The organism is Neorhizobium huautlense, from assembly GCF_002968575.1.
GTDB classification, from domain to species: Bacteria; Pseudomonadota; Alphaproteobacteria; order Rhizobiales; family Rhizobiaceae; genus Neorhizobium; species Neorhizobium huautlense.
Genome location: NZ_PVBM01000008.1, coordinates 121,480 through 140,627 on the forward strand (window position 1 = coordinate 121,480; position 19,148 = coordinate 140,627).

Genomic DNA, 19,148 nt, shown 5'->3' on the forward strand with positions numbered 1-19,148 from the left:
CGAAGACGAGGAAGGGAAGCATGATATCGAATCGGCACATGCTGCTTCTTGCGGCAGCCCTCGGTGTCACCCTGGCTTTTTCACATCCTCTTTCCGTTCCTGCGCATGCGCAGGATTTTGATGCATCCGCGCCGCCTTCGGAAGCGCAGCCCATTGCCGTCGACCCCACCGCCGATCTCCAGCGCCGCCGAAACGAGACCCGAGGTGAACTTGAGGTTCTGGCCAAGAACATGAAGCTGTCGACCGAACGGGCCGCAGCGATCGAAAAAAATATCGCGGAAACCAGAAAGAACAGCGCCGACATCCGCCAGGCGCTTATAGATTCCGCCGCACGGCGCAAGAGCCTGGAAACCAGGATTCTGGATAGTGAAAAGAAGATTGCGGAGCTCAAAGTCAGGGAAGATCGCATCCGTGCCTCTCTGCGCGGCCGCCGCGCCGTTCTGGCGGAGGTTCTGGCTGCGCTGCAGAGGATGGGACGCAACCCGCCTCCGGCACTTCTGGTGACACCAGATGACGCGCTGGCGTCGGTACGAAGCGCTATCCTGCTCGGTGCGGTCGTGCCGGGAATGCGCCATGAGGCGGATAAGCTCGTTGCCGACCTTCAATCACTCGCCTCTTTGCAGGCGGCGACCCTTTCGGAGAAGACCAATGTTTCCGATACGATCGCCGAAAGCCTTGAGGAGGAGCGGCGGATGGACCTTCTGTTGGCGGAAAACGAAAAATTGAACAAGCGTAACGCCGCCGATCTCGATGCGGAGCGCCGCCGCTCGGAGGAACTGGCTGGTCGCGCCAATTCGCTCGAAGGCCTTATTCAATCGCTCGAGGGCGAGATCGCTTCGGTGCGCGATGCGATTGACAGAGCCCGGGCGGAAGAGGAGCGGCGGCGCATGCTGTCGGAGGCCGAGCGCGAAAGGGCAAAACGGCTGGCCGAAAGCGGCGTGCCCGACAAAAACCGCATTGCGCCCGCATACGCGTTTTCGAGCCTCAAACAGAAGCTGGAGCTTCCGGTCGCCGGCGATGTACTGCGCTGGTTCGGCGACGCCGACGGGACGGGACATACGGCAAGAGGCCTGACTATCGCTTCGAATCCCGATGCAGTGGTAACCGCACCGGCCGACGGCCTCGTGGTTTTTGCTGGCGCCTTCCGAAGCTATGGGCAGACGATCATCCTTAATGCCGGAGATGGATACCATCTGGTTCTGACCGGCATGGACGAAGTGAATGCACGGCAGGGCAAATTCGTGTTCGCAGGCGAGCCCATTGCCGTGATGGGTGAAAAAAGAGTGGCAAGCGCAACGGCATTGGCGCTGGAAACAGATCGTCCAACGCTTTACATTGAATTCCGAAAGGACGGCACTCCGGTCGATTCCAGACCGTGGTGGACCGCGAAAGAAACTGGAAGGGCACGAAATGATTCGTAGGGCTTCTCTTGTCATCGTCGGTGCACTCATGGGTGCGACCGCGATGAGCGTGATTTATTCGGCCGGGGTGCCGGCGCAAGCTGCCGGCCCTTCGACCTACCGGGAATTGTCGATTTTTGGCGATGTTTTTGAGCGCGTTCGTGCCCAGTACGTTACGCCGCCGGACGAAGAGAAACTGGTCGAAAACGCCATCAACGGCATGCTGACCTCGCTCGACCCCCATTCGAGCTTCATGAACGCCAGGGACGCCGAGGACATGCGCACGCAGACGCGTGGCGAGTTTGGCGGCCTCGGCATCGAGGTCACCATGGAAAACGAACTCGTCAAGGTTATCGCCCCGATCGACGATACTCCGGCTTCGCGTGCCGGCATCCTGTCAGGCGACTTCATTTCCGAGATCGATGGCCAGCCGGTGCGCGGCCTCAAGCTCGAAGAAGCCGTCGAGAAGATGCGCGGCGCGGTCAATACTCCGATCAAGCTCACTGTCATCCGGCAGGGTGCCGATAAACCGCTCGACATTACAGTCGTCCGAGACATCATCGCAGTGCGCGCCGTCAAGTCCCGCGTTGAAGGTGGCGACGTGGGCTATCTCAGGGTCATCTCGTTCACCGAGAAGACCTATGACGACCTCGAGAAGGCGATCAAGAAGATCAAGGCGGATGTGCCGGCCGACAAGCTTAAAGGCTATGTTCTGGACTTGCGCCTCAACCCGGGCGGCCTTCTCGATCAGGCGATCAACGTATCGGATGCCTTCCTGGAGCGTGGGGAGGTGGTGTCGACCCGCGGTCGTAACGCCGACGAGACCCGCCGCTTCAATGCAGGTCCGGGAGACCTGACGGACGGCAAGCCGGTAATCGTTCTGGTCAACGGCGGCTCGGCATCCGCCTCGGAAATCGTCGCCGGCGCCTTGCAGGATCTGAAGCGTGCGACCGTGCTCGGCACCCGCTCCTTCGGCAAGGGTTCGGTGCAGACCATCATACCCCTTGGCGACGCAGGTGCGCTGCGCCTCACCACGGCCCTTTATTACACGCCGTCCGGCAAGTCGATCCAGGGTACCGGCATCGCTCCGGACATCAAGGTCGAGCAGCCGCTGCCGGCGGAGCTTCAGGGCAAGGTGCGCGCGGAAGGCGAGTCGAGCCTGCGTGGACATATCCAGGGGGCTGCCGAAACCGAGGAAGGTTCCGGCTCGGTTGCCTACGTGCCGCCGGAAGCCAAGGATGATATCCAGCTGAACTACGCCATGGACCTGCTTCATGGGACAAAGACGGATGCGTCATTCCCGCCGAGCCCGGACAAGGCCGCCGCAAACGTAAAGAAGTGACAATAGCGAAACCGGCCGGTGCTGCGTCGAAGAGAGGCAATTCTGGCCGGTTTCGCTTATCCAGAGCTATGATGCGGGACTGAAAATTGGGCACCGATCTTCACGCTCCGCTCGGGCAGAACCGGCCGGCCGCAAAGCCACGGGCGAGGCGGTTTTCCGCAGTCTCCGTATTTGCTTTCCTGGCCGTGTCGTGTGTGCTCGGCCTCTCGATCTATGGTATGCGTGGCGATGCGGCGCTGAAGCAGGCCGCCACAACCACGCCCCCGACGCCGCAGGCAGTCCCGTCACCTTCCGCCAACGCCGAAGAGCCTGCCGCTTTGCCGCCCTCCGTCATGCCACGCTCAAATCCGAATTCCGGCGCCAATATTGAGCGGACATTGACCGACGACGGATCGATCGTCACGAAATACACGCCCCGCCCGCGAGACGGCGGCGGCCCGGTGCTGCTCGATGCGCAGCGCATCGGCCAGGATCCGCGCGTGGCCGCCCAGCCCAATGAGATGCTGCTTGAGGAATCGCCGCACGGCCGTCTGCCCGTCGTTGGTCCGGACGGCTTGCGGCCGATGGACCAGTATGCACGGCCCTGGTCGGGCGCACGAGGGACGCGGATCGCAATCGTCGTCGGCGGCCTCGGTCTCAGCCAGACCGGGACGCAGCGGGCGATCCAGCAATTGCCAGCGGGAGTGACCTTTGCCTTCGCCGCCAGCGGCAACAGCTTACAGCGCTGGATGCAGGAGGCTCGCCGGAGTGGCCACGAAATCCTGATCCAGGTGCCCTTCGAGCCGTTCGACTATCCGACAAACGATCCCGGCCCAGGCACCTTGTTGACCAAAACCTCGGCCAAACAGAATCTTGAGCGATTGCACGATGCGATGGGCAAGATTACCAATTATACAGGCATCATGAACTATCTTGGAGGCCGTTATCTCGCAGACACCGATGCTTTGGAACCCGTTCTGCGTGACATTTCAAAACGCGGCCTGCTGTTCCTCGATGACGGCACATCCGGTCAGTCGAAGACTGCAATCATCGCCAAAGCGATCGATTTGCCGCACGCTTTTGGTGATCTCACTCTCGATGGGCAGCTGCAGTCCGATGCGATCCTCAAGAAGCTGGATGAATTGGAGCGGATCGCTGCGCGTAATGGCAAGGCGGTCGGCATTGCGTCAGCTTTCGATGAAAGCATCGACGCCATAAGGAAGTGGAGTGAAGAGGCGTCGCAACGCGGGATTGAGATCGTCGGCGTCTCGACGCTGGCGAGCGAAAGTGTTGCACCCTGATGGAGTTGAGCCGCAAATGAGCAGCAAGGACAAACGCACGATCCGCGCCGAGGACCTTCCTTACCGGCCATGCGTCGGAATCATGGTTCTGAACCGCGATGGTTTGGTTTGGGCGGGCCGCCGGATCAGCGAAGGCAATAGCGAGTTCGACGGGTCGCCGCAGCTGTGGCAGATGCCGCAAGGCGGGATCGACAAGGGCGAGAATCCACTCCCCGCTGCCTATCGCGAGCTTTACGAGGAGACAGGGATTCGCTCGGTCACTTTGCTGGCGCAGTCCAGCGACTGGATCAATTATGACCTGCCACCACATCTCATCGGCATCGGGTTGAAAGGCAAATATCGCGGCCAGACGCAGCGCTGGTTCGCCTTTCGCTTCGACGGGGACGAAAGCGAAATTGCCATCAATCCACCGCCGGGGGGCCATGCGCCTGAGTTTGACGCCTGGGAATGGAAGCCGATGGTCGACCTCCCGGAATTGATCGTGCCCTTCAAACGCAATGTCTACGAACAGGTCGTGGCTGAATTTGCTCATCTTGCAAGAACAGCAGCTTGAAGCATTTCGCGCAAAAGCGTGCAGCGGTTCTGCGATAGCGGCATGCGATAGAACAAGGATTTAAAGCGCAGCAAGCGAATCCGAAGGATCGCGGCACGCTTTAAGGGACCCGCGGGATCCGAGCGTTTCTATTCTGGAAGAGAACAAGGCCGTCCTATTGATCAAAGAAATGCCCGGCGGAGCGGTGCTCGCCGGGCTTCGATATCCGATGGCGCCGATATTTATTCGGCGGAATCGGCGGAATCCGCGTTGAGAAGACCGTACCGTTCCTCGCCGATCTTTGACAGGAGCTCCAGTTGCGTTTCTAGAAAGTCGATATGACCTTCCTCGTCAGCCAGGAGTTCCTCGAAAAGCTTCATGGAGACGTAGTCGCCTGCCGCGTGACAGATATCGCGGGAAGCTTTGTAGGCCGTGCGGGCATCGTATTCACCGGCAAGGTCGGCTTCGAGCACTTCCTTGACGTTCTGGCCGATGCGCAATGGCGCCACAGTCTGAAGATTGGGGTGTCCTTCGAGAAAAATGATCCGCGCAACCAGCTTGTCCGCATGCTGCATCTCTTCGATGGATTCAGCACGCTCCTTCTTGGCAAGCTTGGTGTAACCCCAGTCCTCTAGAAGGCGGTAATGCAGCCAATATTGATTGACAGCGCCGAGCTCGAGAAACAGTGCCTCGTTAAGCCGCTCGATGACCTTTAAGTCGCCTTTCAATGTCCGCTCTCCTGTTTTCTTCGTGGAATTGCTTTAAGCGGGACATATATACAACGACTTCGGCTTCCGTCGAGTCGCGGCGAGCGTGATATTCCTCGGTTGTGCGGATGATAAGATCAACGACGCTGGGGAAGCAGCCGCAGCAACGGCCGCGTTTGCTCATGGCATGATAAACCTTTGCCGGCACGATCAGCTGCCAGCAATCTTCATCGAGGAGTTCAACGATGGTCTCGCGGATTTCCTTGTCGGTGATGTAATTGCAACTGCAAACTAGCATTCTCGCGTCGACCTGCGAAACATGAGCACTACCATCCTCTTTTGCGAAAGCGGTTGGCAGATGTCAAGAAAAATCTAAAGTTCCTCCTTTCTGGAGGAGCTGGGGGATGTGTACTAGGTAGAATACGCGAGATCATTGATGTTGATCATATCAATGAAAATTGCGTCCCTTCGGCATCACTTGCCCCGGCTCCAGTCCGTAAGGTTGAGGATCTCGATCCCTCATCACCGTCTTAGAAGAACGGTCTTCCATTTCGCTGTTGCGCCGCTTGCCCCGGTGATCACCGCCCGATTGCAGCGCTTCATCGGCGCGTGCGGACACGCCAAAACGTCGCGTCTCCTTCTGGAGAAGGCCGAGCATGGACGTGAGATCCTCGATATACTCCACCACCGTGTGGATGACGCCGCTCTGGCTTTGCAGTCTCCCTTGAATCTTCACAAGCCGCGCACCCATCACAATCGGCCGATAGCGATCGAACGTCTTGGGCCAGACGATGGCATTGGCAACCCCGGTCTCATCCTCCAGCGTCATGAAGATCACGCCTCCGGCAGATCCCGGCCGCTGCCGCACCAACACAAGTCCGCCGATCGTGACCTTCCGTCCATTCGGGACATTCAACAGATCAACGCTGCGGGTGACCCCCATAGACCTGAACTCCTCCCGCAGGAACGAGACCGGATGGGCCTTGAGCGATAAGGAGAGGTATCGGTAATCCTCGATCACCTCTTCGCCAGGCAGCATTGCGGGAAGCGGCACTTTCGTTTCCGGCCGAAGATCTGCGCCGTCCGCTACGTCGAACAAGGGCAAATCGTCAGCGGCTTTTTTCCCATCGAGACCTCGCACGGCCCACAGAGCTTCACGGCGGGCAAGCCCCATGGAGGTGAAAGCGTCGGCATCCGCAAGCCTTTCGATATCCGATTTGTCGAGGCCGGAGCGCAGCCACAGATCGTGCACCGATATATAGTCTCTACCCCGATTGGCGAGCAGGGTTTTCCTCAAGTCCTTTTCAGCAAGGCCCTTGACCTGCCTGAATCCCAGCCGAACGGCATACTTCGTTCTGATCACCTCCCTCATGGAGGCATGGCGGCCATCGATGGCCCCTTTGTCAAAACGGCTTTCCTCCAAGGTGCAGTCCCAATCCGAATGATTGACGTCGACCGGAAGAATTTCGACCCCATGCTCCCGAGCATCCCGGATAAGCTGCGACGGCGCATAAAAACCCATGGGCTGTGAATTCAAAAGCGCTGCGCAAAAGACATCCGGATAATAGGCTTTGATCCAGGAAGACGCATAAACGAGCAAGGCGAAAGACGCCGCATGGCTTTCGGGAAAGCCGTATTCCGCAAAACCCTCGATCTGGCTGAAACAGCTTTCCGCGAATTCCCTGGAATAGCTGTTTTCCAGCATTCCCTCGATGAAATCGCGCTTGAATTCCTCCACTCGCCCTGATCGCTTGAATGTCGCCATCGAACGGCGGAGTTTGTCGGCCTTTTCAGGAGAGAAGCCGGCACCCGTGATAGCGATCTGCATCGCCTGTTCCTGAAATAGCGGGACGCCAAGCGTTCTCTCCAATACCTTCTCCAATTCACCACTGGGATATTCGATAGGCTGCTTGTTCCTTACGGCTTCCCGCCGCTTCAGATACGGGTGGACCATGTTTCCTTGAATGGGACCCGGCCGCACGATCGCCACTTCGACGACGAGATCATAGAATATTCTCGGCCGAAGTCGGGGCAGCATGCTCATCTGCGCCCGGCTCTCGATCTGAAAGACTCCGATCGTATCGGCTCGGCAGATCATATCGTAGACATTGGTATCCTTATCCTTTTGTAAGAGGCCGGCCAGGGTTTCGTTTACGTCGTAATGCAGGCGCATGAGTTCGAATGCCTTCTTCAGGCAGGTCAGCATGCCGAGCGCCAGTACGTCGATCTTTAGGAGTTTGAGCGTATCAAGGTCGTCCTTGTCCCACTCGATCATATACCGCCCGGGCATGGCGGTTTTCATGATCGGCACGACCTCGTCGAGCCGGTCGCGCGTAATCAGGAAACCGCCGACATGCTGGGTGAGATGGCGCGGGAAGCCCATGAGTTCTCTTGCATGAGTAATAACCTTCTTGGTCGTCGGGTCCGACACATCGAGACCGGCGACCTTTGCTTCCCGCTCCGAAAGCCCCTCCTCGGACCAGCCCCAGACCGTGCTCGAAAGTGCCGCTTGCACATCCTCCGAAAGCCCGAAGGCCTTGGCCACCTCGCGGCCAGCCATCCGGGTTCGATAGCTGGTGACCGCCGCGGTCAATCCTGCATGGCGATAACCGTAGTGCTCATAAATATATTGGATGACTTCTTCACGGCGCGCATGTTCGAAGTCGACGTCAATGTCCGGCGGCTCGTTACGCTCAGTCGAGATGAACCTCGCGAATAGCAGCGTCGTAAATGTTGGATCGACTTCGGTAATGCCAAGACAAAAACAGACGGTGGAATTGGCGGCCGAACCGCGCCCTTGGCAGAGAATTTTCAAGACATGCCGGGCATGCCAAACAATGTGGCGCACCGTCAGGAAGTAAGGCTCGTATGCCATCTCCTTGATAAGATCGAGCTCGTACCTGATCTGATTGGAAACCTCCTCCCGAATGCCGTCAGGATAGCGGCGTTGGGCTCCTTCCCAGGTAAGCCGTTCCAGGGTTTCAGATACCGTTTCGCCTGAAACGCTCTCATCCGGGTAATTATGACTGAGTTCATCCAGAGAGAACTTCAGCCGACTGAAGAAGCGCTCCGTATTGGCAATTGCATCCGGATAGGTATGGAAAAGTCGCGCCATTTCAGCCGCATGCTTGATATGCCGCTCCCCATTCGGAGCCAGTCGGAAACCCGCCTGCTGAATTGTCACATGCTCCCGGATGGCGGTCATTACATCCGATAGCGACCGGCGATAGGGCAGATTGAAAAGCGGCAAGTTGGTCGCGATCAATGGCACGCGATTGCGGGAGGCGATTTGTGCAAAAGTTGCAAAAATAAATCCGTCCCGCCCGTCATAGGTCGGCGAAAGAGCGAGATAGATGTCCTTGCGGAATCGTTCGCGATAGCTCTTCAGACGATCGCTGAGATCAGCGAGATATCGAGGATCTTCTGCGGAGGAAAAATCCGGAATGATGGCAAGCATCATTTCGTCGCACCATTCCAGAAAGTCCCACTCTTCCAGAATGCAGGAGCCCTTTTCGGTCCGGAGGTTTCCCCGGCTAAGAAGCCGGCAAAGATTGGCCCAGCCCTTCCGGTTGCGGGGATAGGCGAGCACATCCGGTGTATCGTCAGAAAAAACGAGCCGCGCGCCGGGATAAAACGCGCAAGGTTCGATAGCCTCGTTCTCGCCTTCCTTCCTGCCCCGCTCCTGCTGGCGCTTGCAAGTCTCCCGCATTTCTCTGACCTGGTTATGCGCCCGAACCACGCCCGCTACGGAATTCCGATCGGCAATACCGAGACCGGAAAGTCCAAGCAGACTTGCGGCCAGCACCATCTCCTCCGGCCGCGCCGCTCCTTCCAGGAAGGAGAAATTGGTCTTTGCGCCGATCTCGAAGAAAGCCGGGATATCCTTCATGCGAAAATCCCCTGGACACGCCAGACGGGAGCTGCATCTCCCGTTTTGTAGTGACCCTCACGGAAAACCCAGAAGCGGCGGCCCGTTTCGCTTTCAAGGCGAAAATAATCGCGCTCCTCAGCATCCTTTCCGTCGAGCCACCATTCTGGAGAAATCCGTTCCGGGCCCTCGGCGCGCACGACCCGATGAACGATCCGCCGCCAGCGAAAACGCTGCGGAGGGCCGTCGGGAACCGTGGCGGCAAAAGCCTCGATAGGTTCCGGATACCGGAAGAGTCGCAGAGGCCGGTCGGCTTTCGGCATGAAGGCAAAAGCCTCTTCGACATTTTTACCCACGGCCCTCGCCGCCATCGCAGATAGGAAACTCTCTGCCCGCTCCGGCAGATGGCTTTGCCGCAATTCCGCAATCTGCAGACAGTTCGCGCCGAGCCGGGCCGAAACCTTGTCCACGAAATCTGCAAACGAGGCATCACTTTGGCCGTCGCCGGTGAAGTCATCCTGAGAGGGTTTGAAAACCTCGTGCTCGACCACGTTGAGACGGAGAAGCTCGAATCCGAATCCGGCATCAAGATCGTCGTGTACGGTCGCCAAGCGCTCGGAAAACAGCGAGGAAATCCGCTTTGGATCGCGTAGCGGCCGGGAAGCTCTCACCGAAATACGAAAGACGCAGCCGTCCACCCGGAACAGCACCAGCTCGAAGATGCGGCCGCCGACGCCACGGGCTTCCAGCTCCGGTTTCAGCGAAGACGCGACCTGCCCTGTCAATTGCAGGATATGCTCTTCCGCCTGGATCGGATCGGCAAGCTTTCGCTCGACAGACAAGGCGGCAACCGGCCGGCGGGGGGAAATGGCTTCTTCATGCAGCCCCAGTGCCTGATCCAGCCGCTGGAGCAGGCTCGTTCCGAAACGGCGCGCTAACGGCGCGCGCGGCATGGACAGAAGGTCGCCAATCCGCTTCAGTCCCAGCTTGTGGAGCGACGAGATCGCCATCGCGTCGAGACGCAAGGCGTTGACCGGCAGCGGCGCCAACGCTTCTTCAATGCCATCGTGGGAGATTACGCCGCCTAGGCCGAAACGGGAAGCGGCCCAGGAGAGGCCGGGCGACGAGGAGATCGCGCCGTTGACGTCGAAGCCCATCTGGAAAAGCCGACCTAGAATATCCTTGAGAAGCATTTCTTCTCCCCCGAAGAGATGGGCACAGCCGGTGATATCGAGGAAAAGCCCATCCAATCCGTCCAAAGCCACCAGAGGGGTATAGCGATCGCACCAGTCGGCGATGGCTTCGATGAGCGCCCGATCCGCTGCTTCGTCCTCGTCCATGACATGGATTGCCGGAAACATGGCGCGTGCTTCTGTCAGCCCCTGCCCTCGCCTCAGGCCGAAGCGTTCCGAAACCTCGTCAAGCGCCGTGAGCCGCATGGCATTGTCACGCCGCCCGACGCAGAGGATCGGCGGATGCTCAGGACGCCCTTTCGAGCGCCACGATATGCCCCAGAGTCGGCGCGCGATCCTGTCGGTCGGCAGATGCGGGAAGACCAGCGCCAGAATGCGCTGGCGGGGCATGGAAAGAGAAAACCTCTCCTGCCTTGGAATTGAGGGAAAATTGACGGTCATGGGGGTTCCACTCCAAAAGGAAGGAGAGCGGAGCCGGATTACGGCTCTTCTCCAAAATGAGTCGGAAAACGGGATAGCCGATGCTGCCGCCAAGCACGGATCCATCAGGAAGACGCCGGCCGGTGGCCGGCGCCGGTTCGGCAAGGAAGCGGAAGGAAGCGCTGCTCGCCTCTTCTTCGCCTGCATGCCGCAGCAGAAAAAGGGGGCGCCCCGCCGCCTTTGTCCGAAGGTTCAGCCTGCGGCTCTCGGTAAGGCCGAAATTCTTGAGATTGCCGCGGATCTCGAGAATGGTGGCGGAAAGCGCCCTGCTTGCCAGTGCAGTTTCCGCAAGCCATAGCGCCTCATCCAGCTTTCGCGGCACTGCATAAAGAACCTCCTGAGGTTTCAGCCCGAATTGCCCGAGGCCTGGCGCATAAGGAGCACCCGCCTCCTGCCTGGAAACGACATCACCGATCCACAGAACAGGCGCACCATCGGCTTTCCTTCTCTTAAGATGAGATGCGAGTGCGAAGGTGAAACCGCTTGCTGCGCCTGCATCTCCCATCGATCGCGTGCGGATTTCCGTAATTCCATCAAGCGGCAAGCCGCCCTCCAAGGCGACATCCAACGGGTCTATGCCGAAGGGAAGACGAGGCTGTTTTATCCTGGTTTTGCCGCATTCCGGCCTTTCGGCAGCCTGCGCCTGCTCTGCCGCGGCAAGTGCTGGCAGGGATTTTCCCTCCAGTCGGGCGATCTGTGCGCGCAGGGCAAAAAGTCTTTCCTGCGCCGTGGCGTTCTCGGCCATGGCGTCAGCTCCATCCATACATGTTCACTTTATGTTCTTATGGATTCCAGAGGTCGGAAGAAGAGTCAACAGAAGAGACGCGGGAATCTTTTCCTCTTCCGATAGGTCAATGATTCTTCTCTCGAAAAATATTGCCGGAGGCACTATATGGGCCTGATCAGAAGGAGAGCCCATGGCCCGCATTGACCAGACCGACGATTGGCAGGATCGCCATGCGCCGACGATCAGCACATTCGAGTCGCTGGCAATCGATGCTTATGGCCATCTGCCGGAGGAATTCCGGGCGCTCACGACCAATCTCATCATCGAGATCGAAGAATTTCCCGATGACGAGGTTTTCGAGGACATGGCGCTCGAGACTCCCTTCGATCTCCTTGGCCTGTTCGAGGGCCGGGGCATTTCCGAACGCTTCAACATGGAAACTGGCGAACTGCCGAACCGTATCCGGCTCTACCGACGCCCGATCCTCGATTATTGGGCCGAAAACGAGGAAACCCTGGGCGATATCATCACCCATGTGCTGATCCACGAGATTGGTCACCATTTCGGCTTGAGCGACGACGATATGGAGCGCATCGAAGCCAGCGCCGATGCTGCCGCACAGCGCTGATCGGCTTGACGCCTACTGCTCGCCGAGCTTCATGTCCGGATGATAGTCCTTGCCCTCCACGGTCTTCGTGACCGCCTGCCCACACTGCATTTCGCCGGTCGTGGCGTTGAAGGCATAGCTCGGCGAACCATGAAGCTCCCACCCCTTGTTCAGCGCAGCCGTCACCTTATGGCAGAAGGAAGCGTCGTCGGGGCCGGTGAGAAAACGGTAGAGTTTCATGGAGCGTTCTTTCGTTCGGTTAGGAATTTCGCCTTGGCAACAAGTTTCTCGGCCTCCACAAGGTGAAGGCGTTCCACCATCTGGCCGTTGAGATTGATGACATTGAGATGTCGCGCTTCCGGCTTCGCAAAGGCGGCGATGATCGTTTCAGCATCTTTCACCGCTTCCGGATCCGGTCCGAAATGCCGGTTGGCGGGCTCGATCTGGGCGGGATGGATCAGCATTTTCCCGGAAAAGCCCATGACGCGGCCTTGCCTGCATTCTGCCTCGAGAGCCTCCGTGTCCCGGAAATCGTTGAAGACGCTGTCTATGATGTCGATCCCATGGGCTCTGCCGGCCAGCACGATCTGCATCAGCCAGGGCACAAGATAGCCGCGACCCGGCTGCGACAGCACGCCGGTCTCCTTACGCAGGTCGTTGAGACCGACGACGAAACATTGGAGCCGTTCATCGGCAGCTCCGATCGCTGACGCGTTCAAGACGCCTTTCGGCGTTTCGATCATCGCCCATATGGCAAGATCGTCCGGAGCGCCGGCTTCCGAGAGAATATCCGCCACGGACTGTATCTGGGCCACCTGCTCAACCTTGGGAACCAGCACCACGTCCGGAGAGATTTCCACCGCAAGATCCATGTCTGCCTTGCCGAATTGGGTGTCGAGCGCATTGATGCGGACGACCCGTTCCACTCCTTGCAGCGGATTGTCCTTGAACAACCGGCGCAGATTCTCACGCGCCTCGGCTTTCTTCTCCGGCGCGACGGAATCTTCGAGGTCGAAGATCACGGCGTCGCAGTCGAGGGTCCGGATCTTTTCCAGAGCCCTCTGATTGCTGGCCGGCACGCTCAAAACCGAACGGCGAAACCGGAAGGGAGCGAAATTGATGTCGGTCAAGGAAGTCATCACGGCTTTCTGTCAATCTTTTGAAGTCCCGGCAATACCGCAATGCGCAAAACCCCTTGCAAGAAAGGGCGCGAGAGCCCACATTCTTCAACGAGAAAGGTTTGGATCATGCATAATATTCGCGTTTTCTTCGTCATCGTATCGGCGATTGCCTTGTTCGCCATGGCAGCGCTTCTGACGGCGTCACTCACTGTCGCCTTTGCCGGTATTCTTGCAGTTCTTTCCATCGGACGAGCAGTTTCAGCGCGGCTGAAGCCGGTTCCGGTGCGGGCGAAGACGGACAAGCGCGAGATGCATGTCTGGAACGACGGACGCGGAACGATCATAGACCTGTAAACCGGAAACGCCCTTTAAAGGCTAAAAGGCGCTGAAAACCAGCACATCGGCGTACCGGTTCCAGGCAAACAGCCCTTCAAATCCTTGTCGATTTGCTTTATGGCAGCTTCCGCAGATTAGTCCATGTGGAGGCAGATCGTGGAAAAATTCACCAAACTCACCGGCGTCGCAGCGCCGCTTCCGGTCGTGAATATCGATACGGACATGATCATTCCGAAGGACTACCTCAAGACGATCAAGCGCACCGGCCTCGGCAAAGGCCTCTTTGCGGAAGCCCGTTACACCGAAGACGGCGCTGAAAACCCGGGTTTCGTGCTGAATAAGCCCGCATACAGAAATGCCAAGATTCTGGTGGCCGGCGACAATTTCGGCTGCGGCTCTTCCCGTGAGCATGCTCCCTGGGCGCTGCTCGATTTCGGCATTCGCTGCGTCATCTCAACCAGCTTCGCGGACATCTTCTATAATAACTGCTTCAAGAACGGCATTCTGCCGATCGTCGTCAGCCCGGAAGACTTGGAAAAGTTGATGGACGATGCCGAACGCGGCTCGAACGCGGTTCTCACGGTAGACCTAGAAGCTCAGGAAATCACCGGTCCGGACGGCGGCTCGATCCATTTCGACATCGATCCCGGCCGTCGCCACATCATGCTCGAAGGCCTCGACGACATCGCCTCGACCATGAAGAGTGATGCCGCAATCAGGAGCTTCGAGACCAAGAACCGCACCGAGCGCCCCTGGCTCTGATCGGACGCTCTCATGGTCAAGCGGATTTCCTCCGGATCGCCTTTCGAAGCGCGGATCGGTTATTCACGCGCAGTCGTGGACCGGGACATGGTCTACGTCTCCGGCACGACGGGCTACGATTATGCGAAGATGGAAATGCCGGACGATGTCGCCGCCCAGACGCGCAACGCGCTCGGCACCATCGAAAAAGCACTGAAGGAGGCCGGAAGCGGTCTGCAAGATATCGTGCGTGTGCGTTATTACTTGGTCGATATGGTCGACTATGACGCCGTCGTTGATGTGCTCGGTGCAACCTTTTCTGAAGTCCGTCCCGCCGCGACCATGGTCGTCTGCGGCCTCACCACGCCTGAAATGAAAATCGAAATCGAAGTCACCGCCCGCATTGGCGCCGGTAGTTCCTGAACTTTTCCAGCCTCGTCCTCGACAGGCTCGGACGAGGTTTCGCCAGGCGCGAGATCCGCGCGGGAGGACCTGAGCCTGAAAAAACCAAGGACACCACAAGATATGGCAAAGAACCTCTTCCTCCTTCCCGGCGACGGTATCGGCCCTGAGGCCATGGGCGAAGTCCGCAAGATCATCGCTCATATGAACAGCGCCATGCAGGCCGATTTCGTGCTCGACGAAGGCTTGGTCGGGGGCTCAGCCTATGATGCTCACGGTGTCGCTATTTCCGAGGAAGACATGGCCAAGGCCATGAAGGCGGATGCGGTGCTCTTTGGCGCCGTCGGCGGGCCGAAATGGGATCATGTTCCTTACGAGGTCCGCCCGGAAGCCGGCCTGCTGCGTCTGCGCAAGGACTTGGAGCTCTTCGCCAATCTGAGACCTGCCATCTGCTATCCGGCTCTCGCATCCGCTTCGTCTCTGAAGCCGGAACTGGTCGAAGGTCTCGACATTCTGATCGTTCGCGAACTGACTGGCGGCGTCTATTTCGGCGAACCGAAGGAAATCATCGATCTCGGCAATGGACAGAAGCGCGGCATCGACACGCAGGTTTACGATACCTACGAGATTGAGCGGATTGCCGGCGTTGCCTTCGAGCTGGCCCGTACCCGCGGCAATGCCGTCTGCTCCATGGAAAAGCGCAACGTCATGAAGTCCGGCGTGCTCTGGAACCAAGTGGTCACCGAAACCCACAAGCGCTCCTATTCGGACGTAAAACTCGAACACATGCTGGCCGATGCCGGCGGCATGCAGCTGGTGCGCCAACCGAAGCAGTTTGACGTCATCGTTACGGACAATCTGTTCGGCGACATGCTTTCCGACGTCGCGGCAATGCTGACCGGCTCGCTCGGCATGCTGCCGTCCGCTTCGCTCGGCGCGCCCGACGCCAAGACGGGCAAGCGCAAGGCGCTTTATGAACCTGTCCACGGCTCGGCCCCCGACATCGCCGGCCAGGGCATTGCCAACCCGATTGCTATGATCGCCTCCTTTGCCATGTGCCTGCGTTATTCCTTCAACATGATCAAGGAAGCGGAAAATCTGGAAAAGGCGATCGCCAACGTGCTGGATCAGGGCATCCGTACCGGCGACATCATGGCCGAGGGCTGCCGCAAAGTGGGCACGTCCGAAATGGGCGACGCGATCCTCAAGGAGTTCGTCAGCCTCTCCGCCTGATGCCCTACCGGTCTTTCCGCAAAGAGCGGAAAGACCCTTTCGCCGTTTTGTTTTCAGCGTCTGGCTACCCATATCGAGAAATCTATGGGAGAGAGCACGGGGATCGCTCCCGCGCCACGGATAAAGGCTGATGAAACGGACAATCGAAAAACTGAAACACCGCCGCTATCGCTACCGTTCAGGGTCTTCCTCGCCCCGGTGGTGGTCCTACGCGCTGGTTACGGTCAACCTGATCCTGATCGCCTTTTTCCTGCTGGACGCTCCTGTCGGTTCCTATGCGGCCCATACCCGCAACCTTCTGAAGCCTTTTGGGGAAACCATTACCGACCTCGGCAAATCCGGCTGGATCCTGTTTGGAAGCGCTGTCATTTTCTTTGAGGCGCTGGCGGTCATCCGGCTTGCACCGACGCTGAAGACACGTTTCCAGGCAATGCTCGTCAGCCATATGGCCATCTACCTCTTTATCTGCGTTGCCGGCTCAGGCCTGGCGGTCAACCTCTTGAAGCGCGTCATTGGGCGCGCACGCCCCGTTCTTTACGAAGAGTGGAGTTCATACGGGTTCAATCCCTTTTCCGGCTCCCGCTTCGAGAGCTTTCCCTCCGGCCATGCGACGACTGTAGGGGCATTTCTGATGGCCATGGCCATCCTTGCCCCACCCTACAGGCTTCTTTTTCTGGTCATGAGCCTTTGGGTCGGTTTCTCGCGCGTCATCGTCGCCGCCCACTATCCAAGCGACGTCATCGCCGGCCTTTCCTTTGGCGCCTGGTTCTCGATTCTCATGGCAATCGTGTTCTCGCGTTATGGTTTGCTGTTCAGGCAGGAGCCGGGCGGGTGGCCCGTTTTACGCCGACCGATACCCTTGATCATGCGCCCTGACCGCTCAAATGCGTCTTTCCCGCCGCGCGGAATGCCGCCAAAGCGTGAGGAAAAGGCTTGAATGAAAGAAGGCCCGGCGCAATTTCCTGCACCGGGCCTTCTCCTTATCGGTTCCTTGCTGTGAAGGACTATTCGGCGTGGATATCCCGGTCCTTGGTTTCCGGCAGGAAGAGCAAGCCGATCACCAGCGTGATGCCCGCAAATACAATCGGATACCAGAGGCCGTAATAGATATCGCCCTTGGCGGCACTCATAGCGAATGCCGTTGCCGGCAGAAGACCGCCGAACCAGCCGTTGCCGATATGATAGGGCAGCGACATGCCGGTATAGCGGATGCGGGTCGGGAAGAGTTCGACCAGCAGTGCCGCGATCGGGCCGTAGACCATGGTAACGTAGATTACCAGCACCGTGAGGATGGCGATGATCGTCACCCAGTTGACCGCCTGCGGATCTGCTACCATCGAGAAGGCGCCGGAGTTCGGGACGGTATAAACTGCCATCTCCGTCACGCCCGTGGCTTCTTGTGCCGTCAGCAGCTTCTGCGAGACGAGATCCGGGCCGGAAACCGAGGCCTTGTTGCCGGCGCGAATGGCGGCAGCATCAAGCTTCAGTTCCGGATTGGCTGCAACGAAGGCATCAAGTTTTGCATCCGGCACCTTGGAGGCAGCGCGTGCCAGCGGATAACCGCTCGTCTGCAGGGCAATGTTCACCTGCTTCTGGAATGCTCCATCCTTGGCCTTTGCATCGGCACCGGCGGCGATGGCGTCATAGCTGGTGATCGTCGAATCGCCGATCTTGACCGTAGCAGGTTGTCCAGCCGGCCCTGCAACGACATCGTAAGGCACCGAATTGCGCGTCAGGTAAGCCGTCGCAATATCGCAAGAGGTGGTGAATTTAGCAGTGCCGGTCGGGTTGAACTGGAATTTGCAGTCGCCCGGAGCTGCCGTCACTGTCGCCCGCACGGTTTCCTGAGCCTGCGCCAGAGCCGGATTGCCGGCCCAGGTCATAGCCTTGAACAGCGGGAAATAGGTCACCATGGCCAGAAGTAGGCCCGCCATGATGATTGGCTTGCGTCCGATCTTGTCTGAAAGCCAGCCGAAGAAGACGAAGAAGCCGGTGCCCAGAAGAAGCGACGCGGCAACCATCAGGTTTGCGGACTGCGCATCAACCTTGAGAATATTCTGAAGGAAGAACAGCGCGTAGAACTGGCCGGAATACCAGACGACGGCCTGGCCGACCACGGCGCCGAACAGGGCGAGAAGTGCGATCTTCGCATTCCGCCACTGGCCGAATGCCTCGGTGAGCGGCGCTTTCGATCCCTTGCCCTCTTCCTTCATTTTCTTGAAGGCAGGCGATTCGTTCATCTTCAGGCGGATCCAGACCGAAACGCCGAGCAGGATGACCGAGAGAAGGAACGGAACGCGCCAGCCCCAGGCTGCAAACGCTTCTTTTCCCACGAGCAGCTGGATGCCGAGGATGACGAGCAGCGACAGGAACAGGCCAAGCGTCGCCGTGGTTTGAATCCAGGACGTGAAGAAGCCGCGTCGGCCATGCGGCGCATGTTCGGCGACATAAGTCGCAGCACCGCCATATTCGCCGCCGAGCGCCAGACCCTGTAGCATGCGCAGGGCAATCAGAAGAATGGGGGCCGCGATCCCGATGGAGGCTGCGCCCGGCAAAATGCCGACCAGGAAGGTCGAAAGACCCATGATCAGAATGGTGACGAGGAAGGTGTATTTGCGTCCGACGAGGTCGCCGAGACGGCCGAACACAAGCGCCCCGAAAGGACGGACCAGGAAGCCCGCTGCAAAGGCCAATAGAGCAAAGATGTTCCGGGTCGTTTCCGGATACTGGCTGAAGAAGGCAGCGCCGATGAAGGTTGCCAATGAGCCGTAAAGATAGAAGTCATACCATTCGAAAACAGTGCCGAGCGACGAGGCGAAGATAACCTTCTTCTCCTCTCGCGTCATACCGCCGGTTCTTACCTCGGCGGTCGTTGCGACATTAGCCATTGTCGTCCTCCCAAAGAATAAACTCGCGTGCCGGCTCCGTGTCCTTTTCCCTCCTGGACATGAATAAGGCGACGCATTGTCGCAGATTGGCAGAATTCTGGCCAAAGGAAGAGAGATGCTTTGGGATTATGACTTTCGTCTAATACCGCGATTTCCTCGAACTGAAATGGTGCGGTGCAGTGTCGTAGCTGCGCCGACAATGCAGGCCTCGCTTGACTCATGGCGAAAATCTTCTAAACACCTTCGCGAACGGAAAGACACATCTATGCGTGCTTGCGAATTCGACATCGC

Annotated in this window: 17 protein-coding genes and 1 pseudogene; 10 read left to right on the top strand and 8 right to left on the bottom strand. The window is 58.5% G+C overall.

Going from position 1 to position 19,148, the window contains the following annotated elements:
- Positions 1-38: 38 nt before the first annotated feature.
- From C5L12_RS11415 to C5L12_RS11430, 4 genes are all read left to right on the top strand, one after another.
- Positions 39-1,421 (top strand): murein hydrolase activator EnvC family protein, encoded by a 1,383-nt coding sequence (locus tag C5L12_RS11415; protein ID WP_105372267.1) that lies wholly within the window; start codon positions 39-41, stop codon positions 1,419-1,421.
- Positions 1,411-2,742 carry a S41 family peptidase gene (locus tag C5L12_RS11420; protein WP_105372162.1) on the top strand — a complete coding sequence of 444 codons (1,332 nt, stop codon included), beginning with the start codon at positions 1,411-1,413 and terminating at the stop codon, positions 2,740-2,742. The genes C5L12_RS11415 and C5L12_RS11420 overlap by 11 nt, the downstream gene beginning before the upstream one ends.
- A gap of 86 nt (positions 2,743-2,828) precedes the next feature.
- Complete coding sequence (locus C5L12_RS11425) at positions 2,829-4,022, top strand: divergent polysaccharide deacetylase family protein (protein WP_105372163.1); 1,194 nt, start codon at positions 2,829-2,831, stop codon at positions 4,020-4,022.
- A gap of 16 nt (positions 4,023-4,038) precedes the next feature.
- The gene (locus C5L12_RS11430; protein WP_105372164.1) at positions 4,039-4,575 is read left to right on the top strand and encodes an RNA pyrophosphohydrolase; all 537 of its coding nucleotides are present in this window, start codon (positions 4,039-4,041) and stop codon (positions 4,573-4,575) included.
- Between the two features lie 221 nt (positions 4,576-4,796).
- On the opposite strand, the gene bfr is transcribed toward C5L12_RS11430, so the two are convergent.
- From bfr to C5L12_RS28755, 5 genes and pseudogenes are all read right to left on the bottom strand, one after another.
- Positions 4,797-5,282 carry a bacterioferritin gene (bfr, locus tag C5L12_RS11435; RefSeq protein ID WP_105372165.1) on the bottom strand — a complete coding sequence of 162 codons (486 nt, stop codon included), beginning with the start codon at positions 5,280-5,282 and terminating at the stop codon, positions 4,797-4,799.
- Positions 5,248-5,695 (bottom strand): annotated as a pseudogene (locus C5L12_RS28750) ((2Fe-2S)-binding protein). The gene bfr and the pseudogene C5L12_RS28750 overlap by 35 nt, the downstream one beginning before the upstream one ends.
- Before the next feature lie 14 nt (positions 5,696-5,709).
- The gene (locus C5L12_RS11445) at positions 5,710-9,150 is read right to left on the bottom strand and encodes an error-prone DNA polymerase (protein WP_105372167.1); all 3,441 of its coding nucleotides are present in this window, start codon (positions 9,148-9,150) and stop codon (positions 5,710-5,712) included.
- A complete protein-coding gene (locus C5L12_RS11450) occupies positions 9,147-10,712 on the bottom strand; it encodes a Y-family DNA polymerase (RefSeq protein ID WP_245422849.1) in 1,566 nt (521 codons plus the stop codon). Before C5L12_RS11450 ends, C5L12_RS11445 begins: the two co-directional genes overlap by 4 nt.
- Entirely contained in the window at positions 10,609-11,547 is a 939-nt protein-coding gene (locus C5L12_RS28755) for an ImuA family protein (RefSeq protein ID WP_245422851.1), read from the bottom strand. Before C5L12_RS28755 ends, C5L12_RS11450 begins: the two co-directional genes overlap by 104 nt.
- Before the next feature lie 172 nt (positions 11,548-11,719).
- Here C5L12_RS28755 and C5L12_RS11460 point away from each other — a divergent pair, with 172 nt between their 5' ends.
- Positions 11,720-12,157 carry a metallopeptidase family protein gene (locus C5L12_RS11460; RefSeq protein WP_105372169.1) on the top strand — a complete coding sequence of 146 codons (438 nt, stop codon included), beginning with the start codon at positions 11,720-11,722 and terminating at the stop codon, positions 12,155-12,157.
- A gap of 12 nt (positions 12,158-12,169) precedes the next feature.
- On the opposite strand, the gene C5L12_RS11465 is transcribed toward C5L12_RS11460, so the two are convergent.
- Together C5L12_RS11465 and C5L12_RS11470 are read right to left on the bottom strand one after the other, a co-directional pair.
- Positions 12,170-12,376, bottom strand: coding sequence for a DUF1737 domain-containing protein (locus C5L12_RS11465; RefSeq protein WP_105372170.1), 207 nt, complete (start codon positions 12,374-12,376; stop codon positions 12,170-12,172).
- Positions 12,373-13,275, bottom strand: a complete 903-nt coding sequence (locus C5L12_RS11470; RefSeq protein WP_105372171.1) for an HpcH/HpaI aldolase/citrate lyase family protein — start codon at positions 13,273-13,275, stop codon at positions 12,373-12,375. Before C5L12_RS11470 ends, C5L12_RS11465 begins: the two co-directional genes overlap by 4 nt.
- Before the next feature lie 108 nt (positions 13,276-13,383).
- Between C5L12_RS11470 and C5L12_RS11475 the strand changes: the two genes are divergently transcribed.
- The 5 genes from C5L12_RS11475 (at position 13,384) to lpxE (ending at position 16,906) form a co-directional block, all read left to right on the top strand.
- A complete protein-coding gene (locus tag C5L12_RS11475) occupies positions 13,384-13,611 on the top strand; it encodes a hypothetical protein (RefSeq protein ID WP_105372172.1) in 228 nt (75 codons plus the stop codon).
- Positions 13,612-13,749: 138 nt separating this feature from the next.
- Positions 13,750-14,355 carry a 3-isopropylmalate dehydratase small subunit gene (gene leuD / locus C5L12_RS11480; RefSeq protein WP_105372269.1) on the top strand — a complete coding sequence of 202 codons (606 nt, stop codon included), beginning with the start codon at positions 13,750-13,752 and terminating at the stop codon, positions 14,353-14,355.
- A 12-nt stretch (positions 14,356-14,367) separates the two neighbouring features.
- Positions 14,368-14,757, top strand: a complete 390-nt coding sequence (locus tag C5L12_RS11485) for a RidA family protein (RefSeq protein ID WP_105372173.1) — start codon at positions 14,368-14,370, stop codon at positions 14,755-14,757.
- Between the two features lie 102 nt (positions 14,758-14,859).
- Complete coding sequence (leuB, locus tag C5L12_RS11490; RefSeq protein ID WP_105372174.1) at positions 14,860-15,969, top strand: 3-isopropylmalate dehydrogenase; 1,110 nt, start codon at positions 14,860-14,862, stop codon at positions 15,967-15,969.
- 130 nt (positions 15,970-16,099) lie between these two features.
- Positions 16,100-16,906: a lipid A 1-phosphatase LpxE gene (gene lpxE, locus C5L12_RS11495; protein WP_105372175.1), complete on the top strand. Its 807-nt coding sequence runs from the start codon at positions 16,100-16,102 to the stop codon at positions 16,904-16,906.
- A gap of 67 nt (positions 16,907-16,973) precedes the next feature.
- Here the strand turns inward: lpxE and C5L12_RS11500 are convergent, their stop codons facing one another.
- Positions 16,974-18,857, bottom strand: coding sequence for an MFS transporter (locus C5L12_RS11500; RefSeq protein WP_105372176.1), 1,884 nt, complete (start codon positions 18,855-18,857; stop codon positions 16,974-16,976).
- Positions 18,858-19,148 lie beyond the last annotated feature (291 nt).

Coding starts and splice junctions, on each gene's coding strand:
- leuB (WP_105372174.1), top strand. CDS start 14,860: ATGGCAAAGAACCTCTTCCTCCTTCCCGGCGACGGTATCGGCCCTGAG.
- C5L12_RS11475 (WP_105372172.1), top strand. CDS start 13,384: ATGCATAATATTCGCGTTTTCTTCGTCATCGTATCGGCGATTGCCTTG.
- lpxE (WP_105372175.1), top strand. CDS start 16,100: ATGAAACGGACAATCGAAAAACTGAAACACCGCCGCTATCGCTACCGT.
- C5L12_RS11485 (WP_105372173.1), top strand. CDS start 14,368: ATGGTCAAGCGGATTTCCTCCGGATCGCCTTTCGAAGCGCGGATCGGT.
- C5L12_RS11460 (WP_105372169.1), top strand. CDS start 11,720: ATGGCCCGCATTGACCAGACCGACGATTGGCAGGATCGCCATGCGCCG.
- C5L12_RS11415 (WP_105372267.1), top strand. CDS start 39: ATGCTGCTTCTTGCGGCAGCCCTCGGTGTCACCCTGGCTTTTTCACAT.
- C5L12_RS11430 (WP_105372164.1), top strand. CDS start 4,039: ATGAGCAGCAAGGACAAACGCACGATCCGCGCCGAGGACCTTCCTTAC.
- C5L12_RS11500 (WP_105372176.1), bottom strand. CDS start 18,857: ATGGCTAATGTCGCAACGACCGCCGAGGTAAGAACCGGCGGTATGACG.
- C5L12_RS11470 (WP_105372171.1), bottom strand. CDS start 13,275: ATGACTTCCTTGACCGACATCAATTTCGCTCCCTTCCGGTTTCGCCGT.
- C5L12_RS11420 (WP_105372162.1), top strand. CDS start 1,411: ATGATTCGTAGGGCTTCTCTTGTCATCGTCGGTGCACTCATGGGTGCG.
- C5L12_RS11465 (WP_105372170.1), bottom strand. CDS start 12,376: ATGAAACTCTACCGTTTTCTCACCGGCCCCGACGACGCTTCCTTCTGC.
- C5L12_RS28755 (WP_245422851.1), bottom strand. CDS start 11,547: ATGGCCGAGAACGCCACGGCGCAGGAAAGACTTTTTGCCCTGCGCGCA.
- C5L12_RS11450 (WP_245422849.1), bottom strand. CDS start 10,712: ATGCCCCGCCAGCGCATTCTGGCGCTGGTCTTCCCGCATCTGCCGACC.
- C5L12_RS11445 (WP_105372167.1), bottom strand. CDS start 9,150: ATGAAGGATATCCCGGCTTTCTTCGAGATCGGCGCAAAGACCAATTTC.